This is a genomic window from Methylocystis sp. WRRC1 (assembly GCF_020733155.1).
GTDB lineage: Bacteria > Pseudomonadota > Alphaproteobacteria > Rhizobiales > Beijerinckiaceae > Methylocystis.
Genome location: NZ_JAJFZJ010000001.1, coordinates 2,662,495 through 2,681,412, shown reverse-complemented (window position 1 = coordinate 2,681,412; position 18,918 = coordinate 2,662,495). Strand labels below are relative to the sequence as shown.

General features: G+C 63.7%; 17 protein-coding genes and 1 tRNA gene. 6 read left to right on the top strand and 12 right to left on the bottom strand.

Annotation, left to right across the window (positions count from 1 at the left end; genetic code table 11):
* Positions 1 to 176: 176 nt before the first annotated feature.
* The 7 genes from tam to LG047_RS13075 form a co-directional block, all read right to left on the bottom strand.
* Positions 177 to 995 (bottom strand): trans-aconitate 2-methyltransferase, encoded by an 819-nt coding sequence (tam, locus tag LG047_RS13105; protein WP_227967159.1) that lies wholly within the window; start codon positions 993 to 995, stop codon positions 177 to 179.
* Positions 992 to 2,089: a sulfate/molybdate ABC transporter ATP-binding protein gene (locus tag LG047_RS13100; protein WP_227967157.1), complete on the bottom strand. Its 1,098-nt coding sequence runs from the start codon at positions 2,087 to 2,089 to the stop codon at positions 992 to 994. The genes tam and LG047_RS13100 overlap by 4 nt, the downstream gene beginning before the upstream one ends.
* Before the next feature lies 1 nt (position 2,090).
* Positions 2,091 to 2,978, bottom strand: coding sequence for a sulfate ABC transporter permease subunit CysW (gene cysW / locus LG047_RS13095; RefSeq protein WP_227967155.1), 888 nt, complete (start codon positions 2,976 to 2,978; stop codon positions 2,091 to 2,093).
* Complete coding sequence (gene cysT / locus LG047_RS13090) at positions 2,971 to 3,834, bottom strand: sulfate ABC transporter permease subunit CysT (RefSeq protein ID WP_227967154.1); 864 nt, start codon at positions 3,832 to 3,834, stop codon at positions 2,971 to 2,973. Before cysT ends, cysW begins: the two co-directional genes overlap by 8 nt.
* The gene (locus tag LG047_RS13085; RefSeq protein WP_227967153.1) at positions 3,831 to 4,874 is read right to left on the bottom strand and encodes a sulfate ABC transporter substrate-binding protein; all 1,044 of its coding nucleotides are present in this window, start codon (positions 4,872 to 4,874) and stop codon (positions 3,831 to 3,833) included. The genes cysT and LG047_RS13085 overlap by 4 nt, the downstream gene beginning before the upstream one ends.
* Before the next feature lie 432 nt (positions 4,875 to 5,306).
* Positions 5,307 to 6,773, bottom strand: coding sequence for a GAF domain-containing protein (locus LG047_RS13080; RefSeq protein WP_227967152.1), 1,467 nt, complete (start codon positions 6,771 to 6,773; stop codon positions 5,307 to 5,309).
* A 335-nt stretch (positions 6,774 to 7,108) separates the two neighbouring features.
* Positions 7,109 to 7,193: transfer RNA gene (locus tag LG047_RS13075), tRNA-Leu, on the bottom strand.
* 209 nt (positions 7,194 to 7,402) lie between these two features.
* Between LG047_RS13075 and LG047_RS13070 the strand changes: the two genes are divergently transcribed.
* The gene (locus LG047_RS13070; RefSeq protein WP_227967151.1) at positions 7,403 to 8,410 is read left to right on the top strand and encodes a complex I NDUFA9 subunit family protein; all 1,008 of its coding nucleotides are present in this window, start codon (positions 7,403 to 7,405) and stop codon (positions 8,408 to 8,410) included.
* A gap of 19 nt (positions 8,411 to 8,429) precedes the next feature.
* On the opposite strand, the gene LG047_RS13065 is transcribed toward LG047_RS13070, so the two are convergent.
* The 3 genes from LG047_RS13065 to scpA form a co-directional block, all read right to left on the bottom strand.
* Positions 8,430 to 9,110, bottom strand: coding sequence for a sulfate transporter family protein (locus tag LG047_RS13065; RefSeq protein ID WP_227967150.1), 681 nt, complete (start codon positions 9,108 to 9,110; stop codon positions 8,430 to 8,432).
* A gap of 76 nt (positions 9,111 to 9,186) precedes the next feature.
* Positions 9,187 to 9,585, bottom strand: a complete 399-nt coding sequence (locus LG047_RS13060; RefSeq protein ID WP_227967149.1) for a hypothetical protein — start codon at positions 9,583 to 9,585, stop codon at positions 9,187 to 9,189.
* Between the two features lie 190 nt (positions 9,586 to 9,775).
* Positions 9,776 to 11,938: a methylmalonyl-CoA mutase gene (gene scpA, locus LG047_RS13055; protein WP_227967147.1), complete on the bottom strand. Its 2,163-nt coding sequence runs from the start codon at positions 11,936 to 11,938 to the stop codon at positions 9,776 to 9,778.
* Positions 11,939 to 12,003: 65 nt separating this feature from the next.
* On the opposite strand from scpA, the gene LG047_RS13050 reads away from it, so the two are divergent.
* Both LG047_RS13050 and LG047_RS13045 read left to right on the top strand, forming a co-directional pair.
* Positions 12,004 to 12,213: a hypothetical protein gene (locus LG047_RS13050; RefSeq protein ID WP_036285434.1), complete on the top strand. Its 210-nt coding sequence runs from the start codon at positions 12,004 to 12,006 to the stop codon at positions 12,211 to 12,213.
* Positions 12,214 to 12,228: 15 nt separating this feature from the next.
* On the top strand, positions 12,229 to 12,582 hold the full coding sequence (locus tag LG047_RS13045; RefSeq protein WP_227967145.1) for a CZB domain-containing protein: 354 nt from the start codon (positions 12,229 to 12,231) through the stop codon (positions 12,580 to 12,582).
* Between the two features lie 5 nt (positions 12,583 to 12,587).
* Here the strand turns inward: LG047_RS13045 and LG047_RS13040 are convergent, their stop codons facing one another.
* A complete protein-coding gene (locus LG047_RS13040) occupies positions 12,588 to 12,932 on the bottom strand; it encodes a cytochrome c (protein WP_227967142.1) in 345 nt (114 codons plus the stop codon).
* Positions 12,933 to 12,974: 42 nt separating this feature from the next.
* Positions 12,975 to 13,403, bottom strand: a complete 429-nt coding sequence (locus LG047_RS13035; protein ID WP_227967141.1) for a universal stress protein — start codon at positions 13,401 to 13,403, stop codon at positions 12,975 to 12,977.
* Positions 13,404 to 13,633: 230 nt separating this feature from the next.
* Between LG047_RS13035 and recA the strand changes: the two genes are divergently transcribed.
* The 3 genes from recA to LG047_RS13020 all read left to right on the top strand — a co-directional run bounded on the left by recA (position 13,634) and on the right by LG047_RS13020 (position 18,889).
* Complete coding sequence (gene recA / locus LG047_RS13030; protein WP_227967140.1) at positions 13,634 to 14,704, top strand: recombinase RecA; 1,071 nt, start codon at positions 13,634 to 13,636, stop codon at positions 14,702 to 14,704.
* A 280-nt stretch (positions 14,705 to 14,984) separates the two neighbouring features.
* Positions 14,985 to 17,654: an alanine--tRNA ligase gene (gene alaS, locus LG047_RS13025; protein WP_227967138.1), complete on the top strand. Its 2,670-nt coding sequence runs from the start codon at positions 14,985 to 14,987 to the stop codon at positions 17,652 to 17,654.
* Positions 17,651 to 18,889: a cyclic nucleotide-gated ion channel gene (locus tag LG047_RS13020; protein ID WP_227967135.1), complete on the top strand. Its 1,239-nt coding sequence runs from the start codon at positions 17,651 to 17,653 to the stop codon at positions 18,887 to 18,889. Before alaS ends, LG047_RS13020 begins: the two co-directional genes overlap by 4 nt.
* Positions 18,890 to 18,918: the final 29 nt, after the last annotated feature.

The following is an 18,918-nucleotide window of genomic DNA, read 5'->3' as shown; positions in this document are numbered from 1 at the left end:
AAAGATAGATTAACTGCACATTCAGCCCATTCCGTTGCACAATTGCAACAGCCGGGAACAAAGGCGCGCCCGGTCGCGCAAAAGCCCCGCGAAATCGATCTTGCGGCGCGCGCCGGTGCGACGACGCCCACGTGCCGCCGCTTCCCATCGCGCGGCCAGCCAGAAGCCCCCGGCCGCTATTTTTGCAAGACGAAAAACAGCCTCGGGTAGCGCAGCAGAACCTTGCCGTTCGGCTGCCGCGGATAGGCTTCCGCGAGCTTCTCACGATAGCGCGAGAGAAAATCGGCGCGTTCATCCGGGCTGAGAAGATCGAGGAACGGACGTAAAGCCGATCCCTCGAACCAATCGACGACGCCCTGCGGTCCGTCGAGCGGATGGATGTAGATCGTCCGCCAGATGTCGAGTTCCCGGCAGAGCGGGGTCAGCAGATTGTAATATTCCTGAGGCGGGCCGATCACCACGCTGGACTTGGCGATCGGGACGAGGCGGCTCGCCCAGGGTCCGTCTGCGGCCACCATGCGCATCGCCGCATGTGACAATTCATGCACGATGTCCGGCATCTGCACGGCGAGACGCCCGCCCGGCCGAAGATAGGACGAGAGGCGCGTCAACAATCCGGGATGGTCCGGAAGAAAATGCAACGCCGCATTGGCGAAAATCAGATCGACTTCCTGAGCGGGACGCCAGCTTTCAATATCTTGTTTGAGAAATGTCGCCGCCACCGCGCGAGCGCGCGCGACGGCAAGCATATTTTCCGAATTGTCGATCCCGACGACTGAAGCGCCCGGAAAGGTCGTCGCCAGCAATTCCGTGCTGTTTCCGGGACCGCAGCCAAGATCGAAAACGACCTTCGGCTCGAAGGAAGGAATGCGCGCAAGAAGATCGCGCGCTGCGCGCGTGCGTTCATTTTCGAACTTCAGATAAAGATCCGAGTTCCAGTCGTTGACGGGGGCTTCGACATGATCCGTCCGCAATATCGCTGACGAGTGGCTCAAATGCCGTCTCCCGCGTTCAGATAATCGCCGCTCTCCGATGACTCCATGGGGAAGATGCGCGCATTCGCCAGCGAAATCGGCACGCGATCGCCGAGCGCCGCGGCGCTTTCGAGCGGCGAATCGATTTCGAGCGTCTGATCATAACCATCGATGGCGATTGTGGCGCGCACGCCGGCGGGCGTTCGGCGCAGGCTTTCGACGCGGCCTTCGAGTTCGCCATGTCCCGGCGTCGCGACCGCGATATCGGCCGGGCGAAAGAAGACCTTGGCCGGGCCGTTGCGCAGTCCATGCGTATCGATGTGCAGCTGGCGCCCGGCGAATTCGACATGGCCCGCCGCAACGGTGACCGGTAGCGCGACCGCCTCGCCGACAAAGGAGATGACGAAGGGAGACGCTGGCCGATCATAAAGCTCCTCGGGCGCGCCAATCTGTTCGATGCGCCCTTCATTGAGCACGACGACGCGATCGGCGAGCTCCATGGCCTCGTCCTGATCATGAGTGACGAAAACCGTGGTCAGGCCGGTTTCCTTGTGCACCTCTCGCAACCAGCGACGCAGATCCTTGCGCACGCGCGCGTCGAGCGCGCCGAAGGGCTCGTCGAGCAAGAGGACGCGCGGCTCGATGGCGAGGGCGCGCGCAAGCGCCACCCGCTGGCGCTGGCCGCCGGAGAGCTGCGCGGGAAAACGCGCGTCGAGACCTTCGAGCTGGACGAAACGCAGCAGTTCGGCGACGCGCGCCCTGATTTCGGCGCGCGACGGACGCGAACGGCGTGGGCGCACCCTGAGGCCATAGGCGATATTGTCGGCGACAGTCATATGTTTGAACAGCGCATAGTTCTGAAACACGAATCCGACGCGTCGATCCTGCACGGGGAGATTGGTGGCGTTCTCGCCGTCGAAGTAAACATGGCCGCGGTCGGGCGCGTTGAGGCCAGCGATGATGCGCAGAAGAGTCGTCTTGCCAGAGCCCGAAGGCCCGAGCAGCGCGACGAGTTCGCCGGGCCGGATGTCGAGGGAGACGTCACGCAGCGCGGCGAAAGCGCCGAAATCCTGCGCGACATGTTCGACGCGAATGGCGGCGCCGCGCCTGTTCAACTCAGCGCCGCCGCGCCCGTCCCGAAAGGGCGTCGGCGTGACGCCACTCGAGGAGGGTCTTGAGCCCGAGGGTGACGAGCGCCAGCCCCGCAAGAAGAACCGCGAGAGCGAAAGCGGCGACGCTGTTGTATTCATTGTAGAGTATCTCCACTTGCAGCGGGATCGTATTGGTCAGGCCGCGAATATGGCCGGAGACGACAGAGACGGCGCCGAATTCGCCCATGGCGCGCGCATTGCACAGCAGCACGCCATACAGCAGGCCCCATTTGATATTAGGCAGCGTCACGGTGAGGAAGGTCCTGAAACCCGATGCGCCCAGCGTCAGCGCCGCTTCCTCCTCGACGTTTCCCTGCTCCTGCATCAGCGGAATGAGTTCGCGCGCAACGAAGGGGAAGGTGACGAAGATCGTCGCGAGCGCAATGCCCGGCTCGGCGAAGATGATCTGCACGCCATGCGCCAGCAGCCACTTGCCGAACAGCCCCTGCGCGCCGAAAACCAACATATAGACGAGGCCCGAGACTACTGGCGATACGGAGAAGGGCAGATCGATCAGCGTGATCAGAAGGCTCTTTCCGGGGAAGGAGAATTTGGCGATCGACCAGGACGCGGCAAGGCCGAACACCAGATTGGCGGGCACGCTGATCGCCGCAATGAGCACGGTGAGACGGATGGCGGCAAGCGATTCCGGATCCTTGAAAGTCTCGAAAAACGTCGATGCGCCTTTGCTGGCGGCCTCTGCGAACACGACGGCGAGCGGCGCAAAGAGGAAGATGAGAAGAAAGACGACGGCAATCGTGATCAGCGCAAAACGCGCCAGCGGCGAATCCTGCGTGACGGCGCGAAGCTTGACGCGGCGGCGCGATATGGAGGCAAATGCTGTCTCAGACATGCCCGAATCTCCTTCGGCTCCACGCCTGAACGAGATTGATGATAAGCAGCGCGGCGAAAGAGATCGCCAGCATGATCGTCGCAATCGCCGTCGCGCCGGCGAAATCATATTGCTCGAGCTTCACAACGATCAGCAGCGGCGCAATCTCCGACACATAGGGAATATTGCCGGCGATGAAGATTACGGACCCATATTCGCCAATGGCTCTCGCGAATGCGAGCGCAAAGCCTGTGAGCAACGCCGGAACGAGCGGCGGCAGCAACATGCGGATTACAGTCTGCAGGCGCGCCGCGCCAAGGGTGGCGGAGGCCTCTTCCAGCTCCGTCTCCAGCTCGGAGATGATTGGCTGGACCGTGCGCACGACGAAGGGCAGACCGATGAAGATCAGCGCGACAAGAATGCCTGCGCGCGTGAAGGCGATCTTCACATCTACATCCGCAAGCGGCGCGCCGAACCAGCCGTTGGGAGAATAGAGCGCCGCAAGCGAAATGCCGGCGACGGCGGTGGGAAGCGCAAAGGGAAGGTCGACGAAAGCGTCGAACAGGCGACGGCCAAAGAAGTCATAACGCGCGAGCGCCCATGCGACGACGAGGCCGAAGAAAAGATCGATGATAGCCGCCACGAAGGAGAGGAGGAAAGTCGTTCGCAACGCCGCAGCAACGCGCGGCTCCGTGGCGATTACATAGAGTCCATGCAGACCAAGTCCCGACGCGCGCCATATCAACGTCGTCAGCGGAAACAGCACGATGAGCCCGAGATAGAGCAGCGTGAAGCCGAAGGTCAGGCCGAAACCGGGGATGACGCTCGGCGCCGTGAAGCGCCGAGCGTTGCGGCCAGCGAGGGTCGGGGAGGTCACCTCACGGCCTCTTGCGTCTGGATCTGATCGAAGACGCCGCCGTCGGCGAAATGCTTTTTCTGAGCGGCGGCCCAGCCGCCGAAAGCCTTGTCGATGGTAATGAAATTTATCTTGGCGAATTTCTTCAGATCCTCTTTCGCCGCATACTCGGGATGCACCGGACGATAGTTGTAGCGCGCGATGATCGCCTGCGCGGCGGGCGAATAGAGAAAATCGAGATAGGCTTCCGCAACCTGCCGATTGCCCTTGGCGTCGACGTTGGCGTCGACGACGGCGACAGGAGGCTCCGCGAGGATCGATTGGGACGGCGCGACGATCTCGAATTTGTCGCCGCCGAACTCCTTCAATGCGAGAAAGGCCTCGTTCTCCCATGTGATCAGCACGTCGCCCAGGGCGCGCTGCGCGAAAGTGATGGTCGAACCGCGCGCGCCCGTATCCATGACCGGCGCGTTCCTGTAGATCGCCTTGACGAAATCCTTCGTCTTCTCCTCGTCGCCGTCGAACTTCTTCAGCCCATAGCCCCAGGCCGCGAGATAATTCCAGCGCGCGCCTCCGGAGGTTTTCGGGTTGGGCGTGATGACCGCGACGCCCGGCTTCGCCAGATCGTCCCAGTCCCTGATCGCCTTCGGATTGCCCTTGCGAACGAGAAACACGATCGTCGACGTATAGGGTGACGAATTATTCGGCCGGCGCTTCTGCCAGTCGGCCGGGATTTTTCCACTCTTGTTCGCAATGGCGTCGATGTCGCCAGCCAGCGCCAGGGTCACGACATCCGCATTGAGCCCGTCAATCACTGCGCGCGCCTGGGAGCCAGAGCCGCCATGCGAGGTCTGGATCTCCACGCTTTCCCCGGTTCTCGCCTTCCAGTCGGCGACGAAGGCCGGATTGATCGCCTTGTAGAGCTCACGCGTGGGATCATAGGAGACGTTCAGGAATGTCTGCCCGGCCTGGGCATAGAGCCCTCCAAAGACGCCGAGCGCGGCGGCCGCGATCGTAAAGATACGGAGAAAAGCCTCGGTTTTTCGCGTGCGCTTGTTCATGTCTCGAGCTCCAAAATCGACCTTCTGATATAGTCTATAAATCTAGTATTTTGATCAGGCAAGAGGGATTTTGAAAAGCGCCGCGTTTTCCAGACGGGAGCGGGCGCGCCTCACGGCTCTGAAAGCCGTCAGATCGGCCGAGGCCTTACGCCGCAGCAAAAGAAAATTGGTGTAGAAACTGATGCTTATGGCGTCTGGATCAGTGCTGTCGCCTCAGGGAGACAGCCGGTCCAGGCCGCATTTTTTCGCGGGTGCAAGGAAAAGGCTTCGCCCGGAAGACCGGTTCGAGACGCTGTCCCGGCGTGCTTCACCGGGAGCCATTCACGTCTATGCCGCGGCCACAGCCGCTTCCGATTACATCAAGGCATGAAATCATATATTCGCTCCTTCTCGAGCGAGAGGCCGCCAGCGCCCGCCTCGAAATCCGAGCCGCTATCTGCTTTCGCGCGTCATCGCCAACGCTTTCGCGCGGTCGATGTAATCGCATGTCCGCCGCGCGACTTCCTGCGTCAGGGAGATTTCCGCTTCCGTCCAGTCGCGCGGACGCGCCTGTTGAACATGAAGAACCCCGAGCAGCCGGTCGGCCTTCACTATTGGCGCGCCGACCATCGCGCGGACGCCGCTCATCGACGCCGTCGGCGCCTCCGACGCCGCAAGCTCTCTCGACACGTCCGCTATCGCGAAACGGCGGCCGGCGCGCATCTCCCTGACAAAAGCCGCACCGAAATCTTCGAGCCGTGGAGAGCGTTCGGCTGTCACGATCCCCGATCCTGTCCATTCGGTCATGACAACTCTGGCGGCGTCCCCGGCGGCCACTGTCTCGTAACCGACGCCATCGGCGCCGAGCTTCCGTCCGAGCGCCTCAACTGCTTCCGTCATGATTTGTGGCGCATCGACAAGGTCACGCAGTCGATCCGTCAGCCGTAGCAGGAAGGCCTGCGTCTCCAGATGCTCGCGCAACTCACGCTCGGCCTTGTTGCGTTCGCTGATGTCGATCAGCGCGGCGACGCCGCCCCGAACTCCGCCATTCGCGTCGAACAAGGGAACGGCGTTTCCTGTCGCCTCCACGCGCTTCCCGTCCGGAAAACGGAAATCGACATAGACGTCGCGCACCGGTCGGCGCGTCGCAATCGCCCTTTGTATCGGCAGTTCTTCAGGCCGGAACTCCGAGCCGTCCTGTTTCAACTGGCGCAAATAGATCGCCTGCCCGATGGCGACGACGCTTTGCGAGACATTCGCGCCGGGCGTGACGCCCGTCATTTCGTTGGCGGCGTTGTTGCCGCGAATGACACGGCAATCGGCGTCGCCGAACCAGATGAAAGCTGGCGCGGCGTCGATGACCGCCTCGAGCTCCTCGGCGCGCTGGCGCAGTTCCTCGTCGTTTTCTTGGCGCTCCATGAAGTCGGTCGTCTGCCGCGCGTAGAGTGCGAGCAGCCGCAATTCCTGCCCGCTGATGCGACGGGGCGTGCGATGATATGTCGTGATGACGCCCATTCGCAGACCGGTACGTCCAATGAGCGGCGTGCACTGAACGGCGCGAACGCCGGCGGCGTGGGCAAGCGACCGCAAAAGGCTCATTGCGGGGTCGGCGTCTATGTCCTCGATTATGAGACATTCGCCGGAATGCAGCGCCCCGCTGCAGGCAAAGCTGTTCCAGGTCGAAATTTCGTGAAAATAGGAAAGGAAATTATTGTCGAAGCCCTGCTGCGCGACGATCGTCAGCGTTTCACGTTCGCGATCGAAGATTTGCAGATGCCCCATGTTCGCGCCGGCCAGGGCCATCGTCGCCGCGAGCATCTCCTCGAGCCCGAACTGCAGATTGCGCGTTCGCCAAAGGCGGGACGCGGCGTCGTTGAGGCGCCGCAGCGCTTCCGCCTCAACTTCGACGTCGGCGCTCATGTCGCTCGTGGTTGGGGCGCATTCGTCATTTTCGGCCTTTTCCAAGCGGGCGCCCTCACTCCGTGGCCCTGACGTGAAGCTTACGGCGCCAGAGATAACACATGTTCTGTCGCCAATCGCCTGTAAAAAAATGGCGTAAGCTAGATTATTTCCTCCGCGTCTGTCGCGAGGCTGTAGCGGTTGGCCGGAGGATCGCCGCTTGCCCGGGAGCTGCGCCGCATGGGATGCGCGGTCGTTTCGAAAGGGACAACATTGCAAGCAGGGGGAAACAATAGGCGCGACGCCGTTCCGCCACGTCCGAATCAATTATTTTCAATGGAATTTGATTGTCGATATGGTGCCCAGGAGAGGACTCGAACCTCCACGGCTTTCACCACTGGTACCTGAAACCAGCGCGTCTACCAATTCCGCCACCTGGGCATCTGCGGCCGTGTCTTAGGGGCGCCGGGCGCCTCCTGTCAATGCGCTCCTGCGCGAAAAAGCCGCGGCTTCGGCAAAAAGCCCAAAAAGCCGCCGCGCGGAGTCGTTCGGAGCCTGCCGGCGCATTCCCTTTGCGCGCGAATTTCGCTACAGGACTGGGCGAAGAATTCAGCCGGCCGGGCCGGCGCGGGACAAGCGGAGCAAGGACGATGAGCGGCGAGAGCGTTGGGGCGGGGCGCATTGTGACGGTGTTCGGCGGGTCGGGCTTCGTTGGCCGCCATGTCGTGCGAGCGTTGGCGCGTGACGGCTGGCGCGTGCGAATCGCCTGCCGCCGTCCGGACCTCGCCTTCCACCTGCAGCCCCTCGGCCGCGTCGGTCAGGTGATGGCGGTGCAGGCGAATGTGCGCAAGCCCGAATCGGTGGCGGCGGCGCTGCGGGGCGCGGAGGCTGTCGTCAATCTCGTCGGCATTCTCGCCGAGACCGGCGCGCAGAAGTTCAGCGACGTGCAGGCGGCTGGCGCGCGCGCCGTCGCCGAGGCGGCGAAGGCCGTCGGCATCGATAATGTCGTGCATATTTCCGCCATCGGCGCGGACCCGAAGTCGGCTTCCGCCTATGGCCGCAGCAAGGCCGAAGGCGAGGCCGCCATGCATGCGGCGGTTCCCACCGCCGTGATCCTGCGCCCGTCGATCATCTTCGGGCCCGAAGACGACTTCTTCAACCGCTTCGCCACCATGGCGCGTTTCTTCCCCGTCATCCCCATCGTGGGCGCGGAGACCAGATTCCAGCCCGTCTATGTCGGCGACGTCGCCGAGGCGGTGGCCACGGCGCTGGCCGGCCGCGCGAAGGCGGGCGCGATTTATGAACTGGGCGGGCCGGAGATCAAGACCTTCGCGGAGCTGATCGACTATGTGCTGAAGGTGACGGAGCGCGAGCGCGGCGTCGCGAAGCTGTCCTTCAGCACGGGCAAGCTCGTCGCCGGCATTACCCAGACATTCACCAAGCTGTCGCTGGGGCTGTTCCCGACGCTCCTGCGCATGACGGGCGATCAGGTGGAGCTGCTACGCCACGACAATGTCGTCAGCGACGCCGCCATTCGGGAAGGCCGCACCCTCGCGGGGCTGAACATCGAGCCGCAGTCGATCGAGGCGATCGTGCCGAGCTATCTCTATCGCTATCGCAAGACGGGCCAGTATCAGTCGCAGCGGCTGGGGGCCTGACGCCCCCGCCACGCGCCTTTCAGCGGGCGCGCCGCTCGGGCGAAATCATCTTGTGGATGCGCGACATGAAAGCGACGCCGAACAGCGGCGTCAGCACATTGAGCCCGGGCGTCATCACGAAGGCGGCGATGAACAGCCCCGCCAGAAAAAGTTGCGGCGCATAGCGACGGCGCAACTCCATCGCCTCCTCCAATGTCCGGAAGCGGGTCGCCGCGAAGAGGAAATATTCGCGGCCCAGCAGATAGGCGTTCGCCAGCACGAAGGCGATGGCGTTGATTCCCGGAATCAGCAACAGGAACAACGCCAGAATATTGACGCCCGCCGAGACCGCCGCGAATCGCACGCCCATCATGATCGCCTGAGAGGCGGGAATGGCCCGCCCGCGCTGGCCCGAGGGGTAAAGGTCCTCCTCGACGACATCGGCCAGATCGTCGAGAAAAAGGCCCGCGACCAGCACCGAAATGGGGCCGATGAAGAACGCCAGAAAGAGGAAAAGGCCGAGGCCCGCCGCGTAGGTCAGCGCGATCTGGAGCCAGGGGTGATTCACTGCAATGTACGACAGCGCGAGCTTGTCGAGGCCAACCCAGGCGAGCGCCAGGAAGAGCAAGGTCATTCCCAGACTCTTCAAAAGCACGTTGCGGAAGGGCGGCGAGAGAATCTCGCGCAGCGCCGCCAGCGCGGCGTCGAACATGAAGGTCATTTCAGTGGCCTCTGACGGCCGCGTGCGACGGCCGCCCTGCAAATGGCGTGGCGGCGCCTCCCGCGCAAGGGGCAACTCAGGCCCAGCGCGTCACCGCATGCGCCGCTAACGCATAGGCGATCCACAGAAAGCCGATGGTCGATACGGTAAAGCTCAGCGCCGTGTAGGCGCGCCAGAATTTCTTGTCCCAGAAATTCGGATCGAAAGCGGCGATCGTGAACACGGTCGGATTGGAGAAGCCGCCAATGGCGACGCACCAGCAGGCGATGACCGGCAATTCCACGCCGGAACCATAAAAGCCGACCCCGAACAGCGCCATCAGCGCATAGTCGACATGCGCCCGGATCATCGTCTTGTAGTCAACGACGAAAGCGTCCACGGCCTTGATGGGAAACCATTTGGCGAGCGTCATCAACCAGGCTGTGACGATGAGGGCGGTGATGCAGGCGGCCGAGCCGATCAGAAGAACTTCCATCCCGGGTTCCTTTTCATTGGGCGAAGCTCTTCTAGCTCAGGCTATGCCGCCTGTCTTGGCAAATCGCCCGGGCGAATGGCGTCCGGAACGGGAAGGCGCGCTCCGCGAACGCAAGCGCCAACCCCGTTTTCAATAGCTGATCGAGTGGATGAGGCCGTTGCGCGTCGTCCGGCGCCGCGGCCCCTTCGCATCATCCCGCCTTCGCGACCTCGCGTTGCGCAAAGCCGAGGCGAATATTCAGCTCGTGCAGCAATTGCTCCGCCGCCTGCGGGATATTGGTGCCCGGCGGGAAGATTGCGGCGGCGCCGGAATCGTAAAGCTGCTGGAAGTCGTCCGGCGGAATCACGCCGCCGACGACCATCATGATGTCGCCGCGGCCCACGTGCGAAAGGGCGTCGCGCAATTCGGGCGTCAGCGTGAGATGGCCGGCGGTCATGGTCGAGACGCCGACGATGTGCACGTCGGCCTCGGCGGCCTTCCGGGCCACTTCGTCCGGCGTCGCGAAAAGATCGCCGATGACGACGTCGAAGCCCATGTCCGCGAAGGCGGAGGCGATGACCTTCTGGCCGCGATCATGGCCGTCCTGGCCCATCTTGGCGACGAGAATACGCGGCTTACGCCCTGTGTTTTCCGCGAAGTCGCGCGTCATGCCGACAATGCGGCCGATCTGGGCGCTGTCCTTGCCCGCCTCGCGCGCATAGACGCCGGAAATGACGTTCGCCTTGGGTTTGTGGCGCGTGAAGACCTTTTCGAGCGCGAAGGAAATTTCGCCGACGCTCGCCTTTGCGCGCGCGGCCTTCACGGCGAGATCGAGCAGATTGGCGCCCGAGGTCGCGCCTTCCGTCAGCGCGTCGAGCGCCGCCTGGGTCGTCGCCTCGTCACGCTCGGCGCGCAGGCGCTTCAGCTTTTCCAGCTGCGCGGCGCGCACGGCGGCGTTGTCGACCTTGAGCACATTCGGCTTGGCGTCGTTCTCAGGGCGGTATTTGTTGACGCCGACGACGACCTGCGTTCCGCTGTCGATGCGCGCCTGCGTTTTCGCGGCCGCTTCCTCGATGCGCTGCTTCGGCACCCCCGCCGCGATCGCCTTAGCCATCCCGCCGAGCTGTTCGATTTCCTCGATATGCTTCCAGGCGCCCTTGGCGAGTTCGGCGGTGAGGCGCTCGACATAATAAGAACCGCCCCACGGATCGATGACGCGCGTCGTGCCGCTCTCCTGCTGCAACACGATCTGCGTGTTGCGGGCGATGCGCGCCGAGAAGTCCGTCGGCAGCGCCAGCGCCTCGTCCAGCGCATTGGTGTGCAGCGACTGCGTATGGCCCTGCGTCGCCGCCATGGCCTCGACGCAGGTGCGGATCGAGTTGACGTAGACGTCCTGCGCGGTGAGCGACCAGCCGGAGGTCTGGCAGTGGGTGCGCAGCGTCATGCTCTTCTCGGACCTGGCGCCGAGGTCTTTCATGAGTCGCGCCCAGAGCAGACGCGCGGCGCGCAGCTTGGCGACCTCCATGAAGAAATTCATGCCGATGGCGAAGAAGAAGGAGAGCCGCGGCGCGAAGGCGTCGATGTCGAGGCCCGCAGCGACGCCGGCGCGCACATATTCCACGCCGTCGGCGAGCGTGTAGCCCAACTCCAGATCGGCCGAGGCGCCCGCCTCCTGCATGTGATAGCCGGAGATCGAGATCGAGTTGAACTTCGGCATATGCCTGCTGGTGTAGGCAAAAATATCCGACACGATCCGCATGGAGGGGTCCGGCGGATAGATGTAGGTGTTGCGCACCATGAATTCTTTGAGAATGTCGTTCTGGATCGTGCCGGTGAGCTTGTCGGCCGAAACGCCCTGCTCTTCCGCCGCGACGATGAAGAGCGCCAGCACCGGCAGCACCGCGCCGTTCATGGTCATCGACACGGACATCTGATCGAGCGGAATGCCGTCGAAGAGCGTCCGCATGTCGTAGATCGAATCGATCGCGACGCCCGCCATGCCGACGTCGCCCATCACGCGCGGATGGTCCGAGTCATAGCCGCGGTGGGTCGCGAGGTCGAAGGCGACGGAGAGGCCCTTCTGGCCGGCCGCAAGATTGCGGCGATAGAAGGCGTTGGAGTCCTCGGCCGTGGAGAAGCCGGCATATTGGCGGATCGTCCAGGGCTGGGCGACATACATGGTGGAATAGGGCCCGCGCACATATGGCGCGACGCCCGGAAAACCATCGACGAAGGAGAGGCCCGCTATATCCGCGGGGCCATAGGCGCTCTTCACTTCGATCCCCTCTGGCGTCAGCCAGGCCCGCGGCGGCGCCTCCTGCGCGACGTCGGTGGCGGCGAAGGGAATCTTGGAGAAATCGGGGATCGCGGACATTTTGCGCCTCGGCTGGTTTCAGCGCGCTTATTAGACCAGCAAAACCCGGAGCGCAAAGGCGGCGGATGGCCGCGCGCAAGGACACGGGCAAGCGGGCGCCGCATCCGCCCCCCATGGCCCGGCGCAAGCTCGACTATTATGGCGACGCGCATCCGTCCGCAGTCGACCAGCCGCGCTTCGTCATTGACGGATCGGGTCAAATCGGCTGGACGACAGCCTCGGGCAAGCCCCGGCTGGCTAATCTCGCGCCCGGAATCCGGCCATCGCGGCCGTGAAAACGAGGCTCCCCCATGGATTTCGACAAGGCCATCGACGCACATGTCGAGTGGAAGACCAAACTGCGTGGCGCGATCGCCGCACAATCGACTCTGGACGCCGCCGCAATCGGCAAGGACAACGCCTGCCCGCTCGGCCAATGGCTTCATGGCGACGCCAAGATCAAATATGGGCATCTGCCGACCTTCGCCGGCTGCGTGAGCGCTCACGCCGTTTTCCATCGTGAGGCCAGCCGGGTCGCCGCCATGATCAACGACAAACGCTATACCGACGCCGACGCCGCCCTCGGGGCAGGCACGCCCTATACCTCCGCCTCCATGGCGACGGGCGTCGCGATCGCCAAGTTGCGCAAGGAAGTCAGCGCCTGAGACGCTCAGCGCCTCTGGATCGAGCCCAGATAGGCGAGCAGAGCCTCGATCTGCGCGGCGCTGAAGCGGAACTGGGGCATCTCCATGCCCTCATGGCCGACGACGATGCCTTCGCCCAGCGCCTCCTCCAGATTGTGAAGCGGATATTTGCGCGCCAGATGGCGGAAGGGTGGCGACTTCGGATTCGGGCTCTCGCCCGCGCGGCCGACGGCGTGGCACTTTCCGCAATTTTCCTGCGCGATCGCAAGGCCGCGCCTGAGCATGGCCGCATTTCCTGCCGCGGCGAAAACCGCCGTTGAAAGGCCGAAAACGGCGCAAAGGGCAAGCGCGGAGATTTCGAATCGACGCATGGTCAAACTCTAGTCGCCGCTCCCGCCCCTGTCACGCCGCGCTTATTTGCGCACCACCAGAACGGAACATTTCGCGTGGCGCACGATCGTCTTGGCGTTCGAGCCCAGAAGATAGGTCGCCATGGTGGGACGGTGGGAGCCGACGACGATGAGATCCGCTCCCCAGTCCTCGGCCTCGGCGAGAACCTCCGGGTAGACCGCGCCGAACCGCACTGTGGAGGTTACCCGCTCGCGCGGCAGGTCGATCGCGGCCGTCAGGGCGGCCAGCTCCTTTTCCGCTGTCTCGCGCATCTCCTCGTCGAAATTCGGCGGGATATAGTCGATGAAGGCCACGGGCACGAGCGGCTGCACATTGATGAGCCGCAATTGCGCCCCGCCATTGGTTCTGGCCAGCGCGAGCGCCGCATCGAGCGCAAGCTGCGTCATTTCGGGCTCGCCCACGTCGACCGGCACGAGAATCTTGGAATACATGGGCGCCTCCCTTTGTTCGCCAATCTGCGCGCGATCCGCCGAATCCATCCGACTATACAAGAGCGGCGGCCGCGCGCCACCCATTCGCCCGCCGCGGCCGCTGGCGTGATCGACGAAAATCGACGTGCGAACAAAAAAAGAACTTGGCGGCAAGAACAAATCATGCACAATAGGAATATCAACCGACCGTTGCCTCTGCCCGCAAAACCGTGCCAGAAGGAATTTCAGCCGTGAGCCAAGCCAATCTCCGCCTCGTGGAAGGATCGTCCGTGGACAAGACCAAGGCCCTTGACGCCGCGCTGTCGCAAATCGAGCGCGCCTTCGGCAAGGGCTCGATCATGCGGCTCGGCAAGAATCAGAAAGCCGTCGAGATCGAGACGATCTCCACCGGCTCGCTCGGCCTCGACATCGCCCTGGGCGTCGGCGGCCTGCCGCGCGGCCGCGTGGTGGAGATTTACGGGCCCGAATCGTCGGGCAAGACGACCTTGACCCTCCATGTCATCGCCGAGGCGCAGAAGTTGGGCGGCGTCTGCGCCTTCGTGGACGCGGAGCATGCTCTCGATCCCGTTTACGCCCGCAAGCTCGGCGTCAATCTGGAGGAGCTGCTGATTTCCCAGCCCGACACGGGCGAGCAGGCGCTCGAGATCACCGACACCCTCGTGCGATCCGGCGCGGTCGACGTGCTCGTCGTCGATTCTGTCGCGGCCCTGACGCCGCGGGCGGAGATCGAGGGAGAGATGGGCGACGTTCAGCCCGGCCTGCAGGCGCGCCTGATGAGCCAGGCGCTGCGCAAGCTCACCGCCTCCATCGCCCGCTCCAACACGCTCGTCATCTTCATCAACCAGATCCGCATGAAGATCGGCGTGATGTATGGCTCGCCGGAAACAACGACGGGCGGCAACGCCCTGAAATTCTACGCCTCCGTCCGGCTCGACATCCGTCGCACGGGATCCATCAAGGACCGCGACGAGGCGATCGGCAATCAGACTCGCGTCAAGGTGGTCAAGAACAAGGTTGCCCCGCCCTTCAAGCAGGTCGAATTCGACATCATGTATGGCGAAGGCGTCTCCAAGGTCGGCGAATTGATCGACCTGGGCGTGAAGGCGGGCGTGGTCGAAAAATCGGGCGCCTGGTTCTCGTACGACAGCCAGAGACTGGGCCAGGGCCGCGAGAACGCCAAGAATTTTCTTCGCCAGAACCCCGAAGCCGCCGCCCGTATCGAACAGGCGATTCGCGAAAACGCCGGTCTCATCGCGGAACGCATTCTCGACGTCGCCGATGGCGACGAGGCCGAGGACTGAACCGACCGGCGCGCCTCTCATGCGCTGCTTGGGCGCCATATCGTGCGACCCCCGCGGGTTTTCATCGCGTCAAAGGCCCGCTCATCGGGCCTTTTTCATTGCCGAAACCGCGCAGGACTGGCATATCGCCCGCAAATCCCGGATGTCCGGCGACATGAACCGCCGCCGGCGCCCGTTTCCCGATCGGGCGCGCTTGCCCGCAAGCGCCCTCGCGCGGACGGCCGGTTTCCCCATATGATCGTGGAGTGATCCCGATCCTGCTCCAGCGAGCTGCATGACAATGAGTGGCGTCAACCAGATCCGTTCGGCCTTTCTCGACTACTTCGTGCGCAATGGGCATGAGAAAGTCGCCTCCTCCCCGCTTGTGCCGCACAACGACCCGACGCTGATGTTCACCAATGCGGGCATGGTGCAGTTCAAGAACGTGTTCACCGGCGTCGAAAAACGCCATCAGGCGCGCGCAGCCTCCGCTCAGAAATGCGTGCGCGCCGGCGGCAAGCACAATGACCTGGACAATGTCGGTTACACGGCCCGGCATCACACATTCTTCGAGATGCTGGGGAATTTTTCCTTCGGCGACTATTTCAAGGAAGGCGCGATCGAACTCGCCTGGGGCCTGATCACCAAAGAATTCAGCCTGCCGGTCGAGAAACTCCTCGTCACCGTCTATCACGACGACGACGAGGCGTTCGATTTATGGAAGAAGATCGCCGGTTTCCACGACAGCCGCATCATCCGTATCGCGAGCTCCGACAATTTCTGGAGCATGGGCGACACCGGTCCCTGCGGCCCCTGCTCCGAAATCTTCTACGATCAGGGCGAGACGCTCACCGGCGGCCCGCCCGGGAGCCCGGATGAAGACGGCGACCGATTCCTGGAATTCTGGAACCTCGTCTTCATGCAATATGAGCAGGTCGCCCCCGGCCAGCGCGCGCCGCTGCCGCGACCCTCGATCGACACCGGCATGGGGCTCGAGCGCATCGCCGCCCTTATGCAGGGCGTCACCTCCAATTACGAGATCGACCTTTTCCGCTCCCTCACCGGCGCCGTCGCCGAATATACCGGCGCGCCCGTCGGCGGCCCCCAGAGCGCAAGCCATCGCGTCATCGCAGATCATCTGCGCGCGTCGTCCTTTCTTGTCGCAGACGGCGTCACGCCGTCGAATGAGGGTCGCGGTTACGTGCTCCGCCGCATCATGCGCCGCGCGATGCGCCACGCGCAGATCCTCGGCGCCCAGGAGCCGCTGATGTGGCGTCTCGTCCCCACCCTGGTCGCGGAAATGGGACAGGCCTATCCCGAACTGGTTCGCGCACAGGCGCTCATCGTCGATACGCTGAAGACCGAAGAGACCCGCTTCCGCGCGACGCTCGCCCGCGGCCTCGCCATCCTGGACGACGAGACGGCGAACCTCGGCAGGGGGGACAAGCTGTCAGGCGAGACCGCCTTCAAACTCTACGACACCTACGGCTTTCCCCTCGATCTGACCGAGGACGCCCTGCGTCCGCGCGGCGTCGGCGTCGACAAGCAAGCGTTCAACGCCGCCATGGAGCGCCAGCGCGCCGAAGCGCGCAAGGCTTGGGCGGGTTCGGGCGAGACCGCGACCGAGACACTCTGGTTCGCATTGAAAGAGCGTCTCGGCGCCACCGAATTCCTCGGCTACGAGACCGAGAAGAGCGAAGGCGTAGTATCCGCCATCGTCCACGACGGAGCCGAAGCCTTCGTCCTGAAGCAGGGCGCGCGCGGCGCCGTGATCCTCAACCAGACGCCGTTCTATGGCGAATCGGGCGGCCAGGTCGGCGACGTCGGCGTCATGCGCGGCAGGAATGTACGATTCCGTGTCGAAAACACCCAGAAGAAACTTGGCGACCTCATTGTTCATGAAGGCGTCGTCGAGGAAGGCGAAATCGTCCCCGGCGTCGTGCTCGAACTCGACGTCGATCACGAAAGACGCCGCGCGACGCGGGCCAACCATTCGGCGACCCATATCCTTCACGAGGCTTTGCGCCAGGTGCTCGGCGACCACGTCGCTCAGAAGGGTTCGCTCGTCGCGCCGGAGCGACTGCGCTTCGACTTCACGCATCCCAAGCCGCTGACCGAGGAAGAACTCGCCCGCGTCGAAGCGCTCGCCAACGAAATCGTCCAGGACAATGCGCCGGTCGACACGCGCCTGATGGCTCAGGACGACGCCATTCGATCCGGCGCCCGCGCCCTGTTCGGAGAGAAATACGGCGACGAGGTCAGGGTCGTCTCCATGGGCCGGCCGGACCCCGGCGTCGCGCATCCTTTCTCGGTCGAACTCTGCGGCGGCACCCATGTCTCGCGCACGGGGGACATCGGCCTGATCTCCATCGTCGGCGAGGGCGCAGTCGCATCGGGCGTTCGCCGGATCGAGGCGCGCACGGCGGAAGGCGCGCGCAGCCATCTCGTCACGCAGTCCCGCGCGCTGCGCGAAATCGCCTCCCTCATCCGCGCGCCCATGGAGGAGGCTCCGGCCCGCCTCGGCCAGCTTCTCGAAGAGCGTAAACGCCTCGAGCGCGAGCTTGCCGACGCCAGGCGCAAGCTCGCGATGGGCGGTGGGCCGGGTAACGGCGGCGGCCAGGAGTGGCGCGACGTCGCCGGCGTAAAGCTGCTGACCCGCGCCGTCGACGGCGTCGACGCCAAGGATCTCAAATCTCTCGTCGACGACGCCAAGAAGAATATCGGCTCCGGCGTGGTCGCCTTCGCCTGCGCCTCGCCAGATGGCAAGGCCGGCATTGTAGTCGGGGTCACGGACGACCTGACTTCCAAATTCAGCGCCGTCGAATTCGTCCGCGTCGCCAGCGCGACGCTCGGCGGGAAGGGCGGCGGCGGTCGTCCCGATCTGGCGCAGGCCGGCGGCCCCAACGCCGCGGCAATCGAGCAGGCGCTCGCCTCGGTCGAGGACGCGCTGCGCGGCAAGGCAGCGCAGTGAGCACGGAGGAACGGCGCCGCGGCCTCGCCTGGTGGCGCCGTCGCCTTCATGTGATTCTCGACGGGGGCGCGCATGATCGGCTCGCGCGCTTTGTCCATCGCGCGCTGATCGGCCTCGTCGCTCTCTCGGTCGGATCGGTGATCCTCGAATCGGTTCCCGAATACGCCGAAGAGTACGAACGCATCTTCACATTTATCGAATATGTCGCGGTTGGCGCCTTTACGCTCGAGTATTTTCTGCGCCTGTGGTGCGCGCCGGAACATACCCCCTATTCTGACCGCACGCCTTTCGGGGCGCGCGTAGCTTTCGTGAAATCCGGGTCGGCGATCATCGATTTGCTCACGATCCTGCCGGTCTATCTGTCATTTTTCATCGAAGCGGATCTTCGCGTCTTCCTGATTTTGCGTTTGCTTCGCTTTTTCAAGCTCGCCCGCTACTCGCCGGGGATCCGCACGATAATTGCGGTATTGGAGGCGGAGCGAAAGGCGCTTTTAGCCTCAGGCATCCTCCTCTTCGGCGCCGTCCTGTTCTCGGCGACCGCCATGCATGTCGCCGAACATACGACGCAACCCGAAAAATTTGGTTCGATCCCGGCGTCCATGTGGTGGGCGATCGTGACGATCACAACAGTGGGCTATGGCGACGTGACCCCCGTGACGCTCGCCGGACGCGTGATCGCGTCCTTCACCATGGTGCTGGGTTATGTCATGCTGGGCCTGCCCGTCGGCATCGTGGCGACCGCATTCGCCGAGGAAATTCACCGTCGCGAATTCGTCGTCACCTGGAGCATGGTGGCGAGCGTCCCATTGTTCCGGGAACTTGACGCGCAGGCGATTGCGGAGATCATGCGTTACTTGCGCGCGCAATCGGTCCCGGCCGGCACGCTGATCGTGCGGCGAGGCGAAGTCGCGCATTCGATGTATTTTATCGCGGAAGGCGAAGTCGAGGTCGAATTACCGACGGAAGCCGTTCGCCTCGGCGTCGGTCAGTTCTTCGGCGAAATCGCGGTGCTCCACAAGACGCTTCGCACCGCCAGCGTGCGCGCCACGGAGCCGACGAAACTCCTGATCCTTGACGCCTATGATCTTCAGACGCTCACGGCCCGAAACCCGGAGATCGGACTGACTGTCCGACGAGTGGCTGCAAGCCGCACGGAACTGAGTGCGCAGGAACGTCACGGCGACATGATCGAGGCTGAGCTCGAACAGCCGGTCGAGCCGGAGCCAAAGGAGTAAAAGCGGCCCCGCAGATCGCGCCTATGCGC